12 protein-coding genes are annotated in these 13,150 nt (G+C 73.9%); 7 read left to right on the top strand and 5 right to left on the bottom strand.

Annotated elements, in window-relative coordinates; translation table 11 throughout:
- Window positions 1-4: 4 nt before the first annotated feature.
- A complete protein-coding gene (locus tag AMK19_RS04375; RefSeq protein WP_158071866.1) occupies window positions 5-766 on the bottom strand; it encodes an alpha/beta hydrolase in 762 nt (253 codons plus the stop codon).
- 245 nt (window positions 767-1,011) lie between these two features.
- Between AMK19_RS04375 and AMK19_RS04370 the strand changes: the two genes are divergently transcribed.
- Together AMK19_RS04370 and AMK19_RS04365 are read left to right on the top strand one after the other, a co-directional pair.
- Complete coding sequence (locus AMK19_RS04370; protein WP_073808140.1) at window positions 1,012-1,764, top strand: hypothetical protein; 753 nt, start codon at window positions 1,012-1,014, stop codon at window positions 1,762-1,764.
- Between the two features lie 219 nt (window positions 1,765-1,983).
- On the top strand, window positions 1,984-3,759 hold the full coding sequence (locus AMK19_RS04365; protein WP_073808138.1) for an acetyl/propionyl/methylcrotonyl-CoA carboxylase subunit alpha: 1,776 nt from the start codon (window positions 1,984-1,986) through the stop codon (window positions 3,757-3,759).
- A gap of 16 nt (window positions 3,760-3,775) precedes the next feature.
- Here the strand turns inward: AMK19_RS04365 and AMK19_RS04360 are convergent, their stop codons facing one another.
- The 3 genes from AMK19_RS04360 to AMK19_RS04350 all read right to left on the bottom strand — a co-directional run bounded on the left by AMK19_RS04360 (window position 3,776) and on the right by AMK19_RS04350 (window position 7,910).
- On the bottom strand, window positions 3,776-5,224 hold the full coding sequence (locus tag AMK19_RS04360) for a condensation domain-containing protein (protein ID WP_083646476.1): 1,449 nt from the start codon (window positions 5,222-5,224) through the stop codon (window positions 3,776-3,778).
- Between the two features lie 67 nt (window positions 5,225-5,291).
- On the bottom strand, window positions 5,292-6,206 hold the full coding sequence (locus AMK19_RS04355; protein ID WP_241844249.1) for a DeoR/GlpR family DNA-binding transcription regulator: 915 nt from the start codon (window positions 6,204-6,206) through the stop codon (window positions 5,292-5,294).
- Window positions 6,207-6,392: 186 nt separating this feature from the next.
- On the bottom strand, window positions 6,393-7,910 hold the full coding sequence (locus AMK19_RS04350) for an NAD(P)H-quinone dehydrogenase (RefSeq protein ID WP_073808133.1): 1,518 nt from the start codon (window positions 7,908-7,910) through the stop codon (window positions 6,393-6,395).
- A 157-nt stretch (window positions 7,911-8,067) separates the two neighbouring features.
- Between AMK19_RS04350 and AMK19_RS04345 the strand changes: the two genes are divergently transcribed.
- From AMK19_RS04345 to AMK19_RS04335, 3 genes are all read left to right on the top strand, one after another.
- A complete protein-coding gene (locus AMK19_RS04345) occupies window positions 8,068-8,505 on the top strand; it encodes a gamma-glutamylcyclotransferase (protein ID WP_073808132.1) in 438 nt (145 codons plus the stop codon).
- A gap of 167 nt (window positions 8,506-8,672) precedes the next feature.
- Window positions 8,673-9,503: a purine-nucleoside phosphorylase gene (locus tag AMK19_RS04340; RefSeq protein WP_073808130.1), complete on the top strand. Its 831-nt coding sequence runs from the start codon at window positions 8,673-8,675 to the stop codon at window positions 9,501-9,503.
- 147 nt (window positions 9,504-9,650) lie between these two features.
- Window positions 9,651-11,348 carry a phospho-sugar mutase gene (locus AMK19_RS04335; RefSeq protein WP_073808129.1) on the top strand — a complete coding sequence of 566 codons (1,698 nt, stop codon included), beginning with the start codon at window positions 9,651-9,653 and terminating at the stop codon, window positions 11,346-11,348.
- A gap of 59 nt (window positions 11,349-11,407) precedes the next feature.
- On the opposite strand, the gene AMK19_RS04330 is transcribed toward AMK19_RS04335, so the two are convergent.
- On the bottom strand, window positions 11,408-12,073 hold the full coding sequence (locus AMK19_RS04330) for a PH domain-containing protein (protein WP_073808127.1): 666 nt from the start codon (window positions 12,071-12,073) through the stop codon (window positions 11,408-11,410).
- Between the two features lie 205 nt (window positions 12,074-12,278).
- Between AMK19_RS04330 and AMK19_RS04325 the strand changes: the two genes are divergently transcribed.
- Complete coding sequence (locus tag AMK19_RS04325; protein ID WP_073808126.1) at window positions 12,279-12,776, top strand: SigE family RNA polymerase sigma factor; 498 nt, start codon at window positions 12,279-12,281, stop codon at window positions 12,774-12,776.
- A complete protein-coding gene (locus AMK19_RS04320; protein ID WP_073808124.1) occupies window positions 12,773-13,144 on the top strand; it encodes a hypothetical protein in 372 nt (123 codons plus the stop codon). Before AMK19_RS04325 ends, AMK19_RS04320 begins: the two co-directional genes overlap by 4 nt.
- Window positions 13,145-13,150 lie beyond the last annotated feature (6 nt).

The raw sequence follows: 13,150 nt of genomic DNA, 5'->3' as shown, positions 1-13,150 counted from the left end.
CGGGTCAGCCCGCCGCGGGGGCGTGCTTGGCCAGGTAGGCCTTGACGTCGGGCAGCGCGCCGTCCTTGAGCAGCAGGGAGCCGTGGTTGACGCCGGGGTAGATCTTCAGCTGCTTGTCCTCGGCCGCCGAGGCCTCGTACAGCGCCTTGGCGTTGGCGTTGAACGGCGCGTCCTTCTCCTCCGCGGCGAAGTAGGTCGGGATCTTCACCGACTTGACCGCTACCGCCGCGTTGTACAGCGGGAACACGTCGGGCGCGCTGAGCGAGACCACGGCCTTGACCGGCAGCGGGTTCTGCTGGTTGGCGGCGACCAGCGAGGCGGTGCCGCCCTTGGAGGCGCCGATCAGCGCGAGCCCGGTGACGCCCTTCTCCTTGAGCTTTCCGGCGGCGGCCTTGATGCCCTCGGTGACGTCGTTCTCGGAGGTGAAGGCCAGCACCGCGTACCCGGACTTGGTGAAGTCGGCGAAGTACGGCGCCCATTCGCACAGCGATCCGCTCAGCTGGTGCGAGAAGATCACCGCCGTCTTCGCCCCGCCGGCGTCCGAGTCGCGGTAGTAGGCCTTCAGGCTGCTGCCGCCGGCCGTGCCCGCGTCGAGGGTGAACGCGCCCTTGGACTGCTCTTGGGTGAGGCACCCGTAGATCGTGGCGCTGGGCGTCGGCGCGGGCGTCGACGCGGGCGCCGCTTTGGTCGAACTCCCGCTGCTGGAGCAGGCGGTGAGCACCAGGGCGATGGCGGCGAGCGCGCCGGGCAGCATGGATCGCTTCACGATTCCCCCGTGAATTCTGCGGATTGTGGTGGTGGCTGCGACGCTATGGACGGCCGCGATCCGGGTCAATGGTCTGAACCATTCTGTTATGTCGGCCCCCGAAAAGGGTGACGCGATTCCGGTTCGCAAGGTGCGGAATCGGACAGAACAGGGGCCGCACATCTGTCGCACAGTTCCACCTCCCGGGCCGGTGGCCGCCATTAGGCTGGCGAGCCGGACCGGAAAGGGGCGACGGGAAGCGGAAGATGACCGATGGTGTGCTGAACGTCGTGCTGGGCCTGGTCGCTTCGGCGATCAGCGCCGGGCTGGGCTGGCTGGCGCAGACGCTGCGCCGGCGGCGGCGCCTGGAGCGGGAGCGGGCGTTCTTCGGACTGCCGGCCGACGGCGAGGCGCTGCTGGTCGCCAACCGGCACGCGGGCACGACCGATCCGAAGAGCGTGGCCCGTGACGACGTGTACGCGCTGATGGAACTGGCCGCGCTGGTCCGCGAGTGCGGCGCCCGGGCGGTGCTGACCTCGCACGACGAGGTGCGCCAAGGCCTCGGCGACAAGACCGAGTTCTGCGTCGGAGGCCCGGACAGCAACGAGCGGACGGCCGCCCACCTGGCGTCCTGGCTGCCCGGCGCGGCGTTCGTCGCCCCGCCGGACACCGCCGGGCACCCGGTGCGCACGCTGCTGGTCGGGGACCGCGAGTTCGCGTTCCGGACGTCCGCCGAGCAACCGGGCGGGACGGCGTACGCGCTGCTGGCCCGGGTGCACCTGCGGCCGGGCAGCCGGCCGGTGTTCCTGATCGCCGGCCAGACGGCGGTCTCCAACCACGCGGCGGTGCGGTACCTGGCCGCCCATCACCGGTCACTGGCCCGCCGGCACGGCCCGGAAGGGGCGTTCGCGGTGGTGCTGCGGGTGGTCAACGCCCGGGCGTACGGCCCGGACGTCGTCGAGTTCGAGGCGGACGTGACCGCCGAGGCGACCACCCGGCCGCAGCCGGCGGACGCTTGACCCGATGCCCCGGTGTGGCGAAGGCCACCCCGCCCGCCCGGCTCACCGGGCACCCCCACGCGGCTCGCCGCGCGCCCGCGGCCTGCGGCGCGTCGCCAACCGCCGCCACCCGTACGGAAGTCGGAACACCGAGCGTGTGAGCACGCTCACCACCAGGGACTACTCGCCGGTAGCACCCTCCAATCCATAGACTCGACGAGGTTCGAGAAGGGAGCCACAGTGCGCAAGGTGCTCATCGCCAATCGCGGCGAAATCGCTGTCCGCGTTGCCCGGGCGTGCCGGGATGCCGGTATCGCGAGTGTCGCCGTGTACGCCGAGCCGGACCGGGACGCGCTGCACGTGCGAGCCGCCGACGAGGCGTACGCGCTGGGCGGCGACACCCCCGCGAGCAGCTACCTGGACATCGCGAAGGTCCTGAAGGCGGCCGCCGACTCGGGAGCGGACGCGATCCACCCCGGCTACGGCTTCCTGTCCGAGAACGCCGACTTCGCGCAGGCCGTGCTCGACGCCGGCCTGACCTGGATCGGCCCGCCGCCGCAGGCGATCCGCGACCTGGGCGACAAGGTCACCGCCCGGCACGTGGCGCAGCGCGCGGGCGCCCCGCTGGTCGCGGGCACCGCCGACCCGGTGTCCGGGGCCGACGAGGTGGTCGCGTTCGCGTCCGAGCACGGCCTGCCGGTCGCCATCAAGGCGGCGTTCGGCGGCGGCGGCCGCGGTCTGAAGGTCGCCCGCACGCTGGAGGAGATCCCGGAGCTGTACGAGTCCGCGGTGCGCGAGGCGGTGGCCGCGTTCGGCCGCGGCGAGTGCTTCGTCGAGCAGTACCTGGACAAGCCGCGGCACGTGGAGACCCAGTGCCTGGCCGACCGGCACGGCAACGTGGTGGTCGTCTCCACCCGTGACTGCTCGCTGCAGCGCCGCCACCAGAAGCTGGTCGAGGAGGCCCCCGCGCCGTTCCTGACCGCCGAGCAGAACGCCGAGCTGTACCGGGCGTCCAAGGCGATCCTGCGCGAGGCGGGCTACGTCGGCGCCGGCACCTGCGAGTTCCTGGTCTCCCAGGACGGCCTGATCTCCTTCCTGGAGGTCAACACCCGCCTGCAGGTCGAGCACCCGGTCTCCGAGGAGGTCACCGGCCTCGACCTGGTCCGCGAGATGTTCCGGATCGCCGACGGCGAGGAGCTCGGCTACGACGACCCGGAGATCCGCGGTCACTCGTTCGAGTTCCGGATCAACGGCGAGGACCCGGGCCGCAACTTCCTGCCCGCGCCCGGCACCGTGACGCTGTTCGCCCCGCCGTCCGGCCCGGGTGTCCGGCTGGACGCCGGCGTGGAGTCCGGCTCGGTGATCGGCCCCGCCTGGGACTCGCTGCTCGCCAAGCTGATCGTCACCGGCACCGACCGCAAGCAGGCCCTGCAGCGCGCCAAGCGCGCCCTGGAGGAGTTCAAGGTGGAGGGCATGGCCACCGCCATCCCGTTCCACCAGGCCGTGGTCACCGACCCGGCGTTCGCCCCCGAGGTGCACGGCTCCGAGGGCCCGTTCCAGATCTTCACCCGCTGGATCGAGACCGAGTTCGACAACACCATCCCGGCGTTCGTCGGTGCGGGCGGCGACGGCGACGAGCCCGAGGGCCGCGAGACCGTGGTGGTCGAGGTCGGCGGCAAGCGCATCGAGGTGTCGCTGCCGTCCTCGCTGGGCGTCGCCCCGGCCCCGGCCGCGGGCGCGTCGGCGGGCAAGGCGAAGCGCCGGGTGGGCGCCAAGAAGGCCGCGTCCGCGGTCTCCGGCGACACCCTGGCCTCGCCGATGCAGGGCACCATCGTCAAGGTCGCCGTCGAGGAGGGCCAGGTCGTCGCCGAGGGCGAGCTGATCGTGGTCCTGGAGGCGATGAAGATGGAGCAGCCGCTGAACGCCCACAAGGCGGGCACCGTCGTCGGCCTGAAGGCCGAGGTCGGCCAGTCGGTCTCCAGCGGCGCCGCGCTCTGCGAGATCAAGGACGTCTGAGTCCTCGCCAGTACCGCTACGGGCGGCGGGAGTCCATGGACTCCCGCCGCCCGTCGGCGTCCACGGAGGCCTCGGCGGCTTCGGGGGCTTCGGAGGCTTCGGAGGCTTCGGGGGCTTCGGCGGCTTCCAGCACCAACTGCTCGACGCCGCACAGGAACCGGGCCATCCGCGCCCGGTCCAGCAGCGCGCCGTCGGCGACCATCAGCAGCTCGATCGCGCCCGGGACGGCCACCACGTCCACCGCGACGGACACCCCGAGCCGGGCCGGGAAGGTGTCGGGGAAGCTCAACTCCCGTTCCACCGCCGGGGCTTCGCCGGTGCCGTCGGGCATCGAAGCGGCCAGCGGGTCCCGGGTGTCGTTCCAGATCACCGAGTGGTCGGCCAACTCCGCGCCGCCGGCCCGCAGCGCCGCCAGCTCGGCGTCCAACCGCGGCTTGTGGTAGCCGGAGTGGCGGTAGGCGGCCAGCGCCGGGCCCTGGCAGCGGCGGACGGTCTCGGCGAACTCCTCGGCCAGCTCGGGGAGATGGAACAGCCCTTCCTGGGCGAGCGTGGTGACGGCCTCCGCGGCCTGCCCGGTGAACCGGTTGCCCACCACCACCTGGAACAGCAGCTCGCGCTGCCCGCCGAGCCGCCCCAGCTCGGTGGCGGCGGCGGCCAGCAGCACCGTGGCGTCGCCGGTCCGCAGCCGGGCCGCGGCCGCCGGCAGCGCGGCGGCCAGCTCCGGCGAGCGCAGCACCGCGAGCGGGAAGCGCCGCTCCGGGTCCGGTTCGCCGTCCGGGCGCGGCAGTTGGACGCGCGGGCCGGAGCCCAGCTTGTCCCGCCAGTGCCGGCGGGCGGCGGCGTCCCGGCGGCGGCCGCGCGGCGAGTCCTGCTCGGCGGCCTCCTCCAGCGGCTGTGCGAAGGCCCGTTCGGCGCGCAGGTCGTCGGCGCTCCGCCCGGCGGCCAGCAGCGTCAGGTCGCGGGCCGCGCGGCGCATCCCCCAGCCGTCCGAGGCGGTGTGCGACAGCACCAGCACCACCTGCCGGACCAGGCCGTCCACCAGCACCAGGCCCAGCCGCACCGGCCACTCGCCCGGCAGGTCGAACGGGCGGGCGGCGAACCGGGCGAGCAGCTCCGCCGCGGCCCCGGCGGCGAGTTCGGCGCTCGCGCGGTGCAGCACGGCGACCGGCAGCACCCCGTCCGCGTCCACCTCCTGGACCAGGTCGCCGTCCTCCTCGACCAGCCGGGTGCGCAACGCGTCGTGCAGGTGCAGCAGTTCGGCGAACGCGCGGAGCGCCGTCTGCGGCGGCAGGCCCGGCTCGACGGGCGCCGCCGTCCGCAGGTTGTACCGGGGCGCGTCGGGGCCCAGCGCGACCAGCGCGGCGTGGACGGCCCGCTGCCCCCAGGTCGCGGGGCCGCGCCCGCCGCGCGCCGCACGCACCGTCAATTCCGTTGTGCCGTCCGGCTGTTCGCTCGATGCGTTCATGGGGCCAGACGGTACAAGCGGGCCGAGCGGGGCGGCCAGAGGGCGGCGGCCGCCCGGCCGGAAGCGGTCAGCGGATCCGTTCGGGGAGCCGCGGGACGACCGGCAGCGCACCGTGCGGGGCGGGCCGCCGCTGGCCGGGCAGCGGGGCGCCGGGGGCCGCTCCGGCGGGCGGGACAGGGCGGCGCGGCGCGGCCGCGGACGGCTGCGGGTGCGCCGCCGGGGCCTCGACGGGCAGGCCGAGCGGGGCGACGGAGACCTGCACCCCGCCGTCGGCGAGCGCGTCGAGCTCGTGCGCCGTCGGCTCCTCGGCCGCGGCGTGCTCGTCGGTGACCAGCCGGGTGATCGCGTCGGTGGCGACGGTCTGGAACATGCTGTCCGCGCCGAGCTTGGTGTGGTCGGCGAGGACGATCACCTCGTTGGCGGACTGCACCAGCGCCCGGTCGACGCTGGCGGACAGCATGTTGGCGGTGGACAGGCCGCGCGCGGCGGTCAGCCCGCTGCCGGAGATGAAGGCCTTGGTGACCCGCAGCCCGGCCAGCGACTGCTCGGCGCCGCTGCCGACCAGCCCGTAGTTGGAGCCGCGCAGGGTGCCGCCCGTCATCACCACCTCGACCCGGTTGGCGTGCGCCAGCGCCTGGGCCACCAGCAGCGAGTTGGTGACCACCGTCAGCCCGGGCACCCGGGCGAGCCGGCGGGCCAGCTCCTGGGTGGTCGTCCCGGCGCCGACCACGATGGCGTCGCCCTCCTCGACCATGCTCGCGGCGAGATCGGCGATGGCGCTCTTCTCGGCGGCGGCGAGGTGGGTCTTCTGCGGATAGCCGGGCTCCCGGCTGAAGCCGCCGGGGAGCACCGCGCCGCCGTGCCGGCGGTCGAGCAGCCCTTCGGCCTCCAGGGCCCGCACGTCCCGGCGGACGGTGACTTCGGAGGTCTGGACGACGCGGGCCAGCTCTCGGAGCGACACGGCTCCGTTGGCGCGCACCATCTCGAGAATCAACTGGCGACGTTCTGCAGCAAACACAGAACCGACGGTAACCCGAGTGACCGTCTGCTTTCAGGCGTTTGCACCTGGTAACTGGATTTGCTCACCCAAGAGCGGCGCACGACCGTACAATGCGCGCTCCGCCGGGCGGGTGAGCCGGACGGCGTGCGCCCGGCTCACCCCCGGCGATCAGGAACCCGCGCCCTCGCGCTTGCGAATGTGCAGCTGGCGGGCGGCCTCGGCGGTGGAACCGGACAGCGACGGGTAGACGGTGAAGGTGTTGGCCACCTGTTCGACCGTCAGGTTGTTGTCCACCGCGAGCGAGAGGGCGTGGATCAGTTCCGAGGCGCGCGGCGCGACCACCACGCCGCCGACCACGATGCCGGTGCCGGGGCGGGCGAACAGCTTCACGAAGCCGTCCCGGATGCCCTGCATCTTGGCCCGCGGGTTGCCGCGCAGCGGGAGCTTGATCTCGACCGCGTCCATCTTTCCGCAGGACACGTCGGCGTGGGTGTAGCCGACGGTGGCGATCTCCGGGTCGGTGAACACGTTGGACGCCACGGTCTTCAGGTTCAGCGGCTGCACCGCGTCGCCGAGCGCGTGGTACATCGCGATCCGGCCCTGCATGGCGGCCACCGAGGCCAGCATGAACACGCCGGTGCAGTCGCCGGCCGCGTACACGCCGGGGGCGGAGGTGCGGGAGACCCGGTCCACCTTGATCTGGCCCCAGTCGTTGACCGCGACGCCGGCCTCCTCCAGGCCCAGGTCCGTGGTGTTGGGGATGGAGCCGACCGCCATCAGACAGTGCGTGCCGGTGATCACCTTGCCGTCGGCCAGCGCCACCTCGACCCGGTCGCCGACACCTCCCTCCTTGCCCGCCTTCGGCGAGGAGGGTCCCTCTGCCACCTCTGTCCGTGCCGAAATCCTCTTCACCGTTACGGCGCGGCTGCGGCTCATCACGTTCATGCCGCGGCGGCGGAACACGTCCTCCAGCACCTCGGCGGCGTCCGGGTCCTCGCCGGGCAGCACCCGGTCGCGCGAGGAGACCAGCGTGACGTTCGAGCCGAGCGCCTGGTACGCGCCGGCGAACTCGGCGCCGGTGACGCCGGAGCCGACCACGATCAGCTCGCGCGGCAGCTCCTCCAGGTCGTACACCTGCGTCCAGGTCAGGATCCGCTCGCCGTCCGGCTGGGCGTCGGGGAGTTCGCGCGGGCGCACGCCGGTGGAGATCAGCACCGCGTCGGCCCGCAGCGACTCCACCCGGCCGTCGGTGTGGTCGACCAGCACCTCGCGGGAGCCGTCCAGGCCCTGGCCGCCCGCGCCGAGCCGGCCGCGGCCGCGCAGCACCGTCACGCCCGCCCGGGTGACGGCCTGGGTGATGTCGTGCGACTGGGCGATCGCCAGCCGCTTCACCCGTCGGTTCACCTTGCCGAGGTCCACCCCGACCACCCGGGCCGGGTCGGCGGCGTCCGGCGTGCCGTCCGCGACCAGGATGCCGAGTTCCTCGTACGAGCTGTCGAAGGTAGTCATCACCTCGGCGGTGGCGATCAGCGTCTTGGACGGCACGCAGTCCGTCAGCACCGCCGATCCGCCCAGACCGTCGCGATCGACGACGGTCACCTCCGCGCCGAGCTGGGCGGCCACGAGGGCCGCCTCGTATCCGCCTGGTCCGCCACCGATGATCACGATCCGAGTCACGTGCTCCATTGTCCCGCATGCCGGAACGGATTCCACGCCGGGGGCGTTGTTACCGACCCTTGTCCCCTGCCCGCGCGCACGCGTAGGGCCGGGGGGCCTCGGGCCGGGCTCGGACCGGGGCCTCGGGCAGGGGCCTCCGTCGGGCCGCTCCCGTAGGCTGACGGTCATGTCGCTCTATGCCGCCTACGCCACCAACCTCGACGCCCGGCAGATGAGCCGCCGCGCCCCGCACTCCCCGCTGCGCGGCTCCGGCTGGCTGCCCGGCTGGCGGCTCACCTTCGGCGGCGAGCAGCTGGGCTGGGAGGGCTCGCTGGCCACCGTGGTGGAGGACGAGAAGGACCAGGTCTTCGTCTCGCTCTACGACGTCGCCCCGATGGACGAGGACGGCCTCGACCGCTGGGAGGGCGTGCAGCTCGGCATCTACCGCAAGGTCAAGCTGCGCGCGCAGACCCTGGACGGTGAAGTCCCGGTGTGGACGTACGTGCTGAACGACTACGAGGGCGGTCTGCCCGCCGCCCGCTACCTCGGCCTGATCGCCGACGCCGCGGAGAGCGCCGGCGCCCCCGACGACTACGTCCTGGACCTGCGCCACCGCCCCTGCTGACCGGACCTCCGCCCTTGCGCCGGACGGGAGTTCGGCCGTCGCCCGACCGGCCCGCCGGGGACGAACCCTGACGATTGCCGTCGTTCCCTCACATTCCGGGTAACGATCCGGCATGGCTCGGCCCAGTTGTCTACGCGCGTAGGCATATTTGACCTATCCTCGACCATGTGAACGCATCTCCTCAGACGGTCGTCTCCGCCGACCCCTACGCCGCCGCCCGGGAAGCCGCCGCCCGGCTGCGCGAACTCACCGGCGCCGAGCGCCACGACGTCGCCCTGGTGATGGGCTCCGGCTGGGTGCCGGCCGCCGATGCACTCGGCGAGACGCTCTCCGAGTTCCCGGTCACCGAACTGCCCGGCTTCCCCGCCCCCGCGGTGGCCGGCCACGCGGGCACCATCCGCTCGATCCGGATGCCCGGCGACGACGAGCGCCGGGCGCTGGTCTTCCTCGGCCGCAACCACTACTACGAGGGCCACGGCGTGGCCACCGTGGTGCACGGCGTGCGCACCGCCGCCGCCGCGGGCTGCCGCACCATCGTGCTCACCAACGGCTGCGGCGGCCTCCGCCAGGGCTGGGTCCCCGGCCAGCCGGTGCTGATCAGCGACCACATCAACCTGACCGCGGACTCCCCGATCGTCGGCGCCAACTTCGTCGACCTCACCGACCTGTACTCCAAGCGCCTGCGCGCGCTCTGCCGCGAGGTCGACCCGTCGCTGGACGAGGCCGTGTACGTGCAGTTCCGCGGCCCGCACTACGAGACCCCGGCCGAGGTCAACATGGCCCGGGTGATCGGCGGCGAGCTGGTCGGCATGTCCACCAGCCTGGAGGCCATCGCGGCCCGCGAGGCCGGCGCCGAGGTGCTCGGCATCTCGCTGGTCACCAACCTGGCCGCGGGCATGACCGGCGAGCCGCTCAACCACGCCGAGGTGCTGGAGGCCGGCAAGGCCTCCGCCGAGCGGATGGGCGCGCTGCTGGCGAAGGTGCTGGAGAAGATCTGACACCCCGTTCGGGAGGCGACTCCCGGGCAGCGCAGTAGCTCTGACAGAGAATCGGCGCAGGACGGCGGCCATCGGCGGGTTCGGTGGCCGCCGTCGCTCCGTTCGCCGCACTCACCTCCTTCAACCCACGCACAGGGAGCGGGACGCATGCCGAAGGCACCCACCACCGACCTCCTCGACCGGGCCCGCGCCTGGCTGGCCGAGGACCCCGACCCGCAGACCCACGATGAGCTGGCCGCCCTGCTGGCCGCCGCCGAGGGCCCGGAGGCCGAGTCCGAGGAGCGGATCGCCTGGTCGCGGCTGGCCGAACGGTTCGACGGGCGGCTCCAGTTCGGCACCGCCGGCCTGCGCGGCGAACTCGGCGCCGGCCCGATGCGGATGAACCGCGCCGTGGTGATCCGCGCCGCCGCCGGCCTCGCCGCGTACGTCCGCGACAACCCCTCGCTCGGCGACCTCGTCGTGATCGGCTACGACGCCCGCCACAAGTCGCACGACTTCGCCCTGGACACCGCCGCCGTCGTGGTCGGCGCCGGCCTGCGCGCCGCGATCCTGCCCCGGCCGATGCCCACGCCCGTCCTCGCCTACGCCATCCGCCACCTGGGCGCGGCCGCCGGCGTGGTCGTGACGGCCAGTCACAACCCGCCGCAGGACAACGGCTACAAGGTCTACCTCGGCGACGGCTCGCAGATCGTCCCGCCCGCCGACGCCGACATCGCCGCCGAGATCGACGCGCTGGGCGCGCTCGCCGACATCCCGCGCGCCGCCGAAGGTTGGACCGTCCTCGGCGAGGACGTCCTGGACGCCTACCTGACCCGCGCCGCCTCCGTCCTGGACGCCTCCGGACCGCGCGAGCTCACCACCGTCTACACCCCGCTGCACGGCGTCGGCCGCGACGTCCTGCTCGCCGCGTTCGAACGGGCCGGCTTCCCCGCGCCCACCGTGGTCGCCGAACAGGCCGACCCCGACCCGGACTTCCCCACCGTCGCCTTCCCCAACCCGGAAGAGCCCGGCGCGATGGACCTCGCCTTCGCCGCCGCCCGCGCGGCCCGCCCCGACCTGGTCATCGCCAACGACCCGGACGCCGACCGCTGCGCCGTCGCCGTCCCCACCCACGACGGCGACTGGCGGATGCTCCGCGGCGACGAGGTCGGCGTCCTGCTCGGCGCGGCCCTCGCCGCCAAGGGCGCGACCGGCGTCTTCGCCACCACGATCGTCTCCTCCACCCTGCTCGGCAAGATCGCCGCCGACGCCGGCCTCGGCTACGCGGAGACCCTCACCGGCTTCAAGTGGATCTCCCGCGCCGACGGCATCCGCTACGGCTACGAGGAGGCCCTCGGCTACTGCGTCGACCCGGACGGCGTCCGCGACAAGGACGGCATCACCGCCGCCCTGCAGATCGCCGAACTCGCCGCCGACCTCAAGCGCCACGGCCGCACCCTCACCGACCTCCTCGACGACCTCGCGCTCACCCACGGCCTGCACGCCACCGACCAGCTCTCGGTCCGCGTCGACGACCTCGCCGTCATCACCGACGCCATGGCCGCGCTCCGCGACAAGCCCCCCGTCGAGCTCGCCGGCCTCACCGTCACCCACACCGACGACCTCACCGCCGGCACCCCCGACCTCCCCCCCACCGACGGCCTCCGGTACTACCTCACCGGCCCCACCGTCACCTCCGCCCGCATCGTCGTCCGCCCCTCCGGCACCGAGCCCAAGCTCAAGTGCTACATCGAGGCGGTCCTCCCGGTGGCCGCCCACGCCGCCCTCCCCGCCACCCACGAACAGGCCCACGCCCTCCTCACCACCCTCAAGCACGACCTGGCAGCAGCCGCCGGCCTCGCCTGACCGTCCGCCGACGCAAAAAGGGCCCCGGGGTGTCCCCGGGGCCCTTCGGACGCGGCGGCTCAGGTCGCGGCGACGACCGAGATCAGGGCGACCAGGCCCGCCAGCGTCGGGGCGATGACCCACCAGCACCAGGTGGCCCGGATCGCGCCGGCCGCGTCGGGGTCGGTGCGGTGACGGTCGGCCTGGTCCTGGAGGGCGGTGACGACGGCGTCGGACCAGGCGCGGGTGGGGTCGAGCTGGTCGTGGCGCGGCTGCTGCTTGCTGCGGGACGGCGGCAGGTGCGGGTCACCGGCGGCAGCGGCCTTGCCGGCGCGCCGGGTGGCCTTCTTGCGCTGGCGCAGCGAGACGGGGATCGCCCAGACCTGGAACTTGCGTCCGCCGGCGTGGAGTTCGACCGAGTACCCGGCCTTGAGCCCCTCCACGGTCGCCCACGGCGCGACGACGGTGCGCAGCGGGTTGCGGACCAGCAGCCGCTGGTCGTTGGACTTCACCACGGGCCGCAGCGTGTACGCGGCCACCGGGAAGCCGAAGACGGGCGCGGCGGCGGCCGCGACCCACGGGGTGGCGCCGGTGCCGGAGATGATCGCGTCGATGATCAGCCAGCCGGCGACTCCGAGCAGCATGACGCCCGCGATGACGCCGGGAACGGAGCGGTAGACGCGGTCGGCGTACTTGGGCCCGTTGGCGGCGGACCCCTGGTCGGGTGTCCGGTCGGATTCGGTCATGGCGTCGATTCTGCCCCAGGGGCACGGCCGTCCCCAATGGCGGCGGGGCCACGGGTCGGTCACGAATGATCCGTCCCGTGACCTGGGGCGTTCCCGCCGTACGGCCGCACGGGTCGAACACGTGAGCTGCGTCACGCACGTCAACCGGAGTGCCCCGCCGTTCGTAGCGACAGGTAAGGAATCGAAAATCTGCGAGGAGCCGACGATGACCGAGGAGGAGTTCACCGAGTTCTACAGCCACTCGGTCCGCCGGCTCACCGGCCAGCTGTACGTCGTCACCGGCGATCTGCACGAGGCGCAGGACGTGGTCCAGGAGGCTTTCGTCCGCGCCTGGGGCCACCGCCGGTCGCTGGACCGCGACCACGCGCCCGAGGCGTGGGTGCGGACGGTGGCGGGCCGGCTGGCGATCAGCCGTTGGCGGCGGGCCCGGACGGCCGCCCGGGCGTGGCGGCGGCACGGCGAGCCCGGCGACGTGGACGGGCCGGACCCGGCGTCCGTGGACCTGGCCGCGGCACTGCGCCGGCTGTCGGAGCGCCAGCGGCTGTGCGCGGCGCTGTTCTACGTCTGCGACCTGCCGCTGGACCGGATCGCCGCCGAGACCGGCATGGCCCCGGGCACCGTCAAGGCCCACCTGTCCCGGGCCCGGGCCGCCCTCGCACTCCACCTCGACACACCCTCCGAGGCCGAGGAGAACCACCCATGAGCTCCCTTGACACGCGGCTGTCCGGCGCGCTGCGCACGGCCGCCGACGCCGCCTCCGCCCGCGCCGCGGCCCCACCGGCCCGGCAGGTCGTCGCCCGCGGGCGCCGGCGCCGCCGGGTCCGGGTCGGCGCGACGGTGACGGTGACCGCCTGCCTGGCGATCGCGGTGGGCGTCGCGTTCGACCCCGGTCGCCGGCCGCGTCCGGTCGGCCCGGCCGACGCGCCGACGCTCACCGGGACGACCCGGCAGTCCGCCGCGCCCGGTCCGGGCGCTTCGGCCACCCCGGGTCCGGCCGCCTCGCGGACGCCGCCCACGACGGCCACCATCACCGATCCGCCCGTGCCCAGCAACACTCCCGCTCGGCCCTGAGCCCCG

This window comes from Kitasatospora sp. CB01950 (genome assembly GCF_001905465.1).
Classification (GTDB): Bacteria; Actinomycetota; Actinomycetes; order Streptomycetales; family Streptomycetaceae; genus Kitasatospora.
This window is presented reverse-complemented; position numbering and strand designations above follow the sequence as displayed.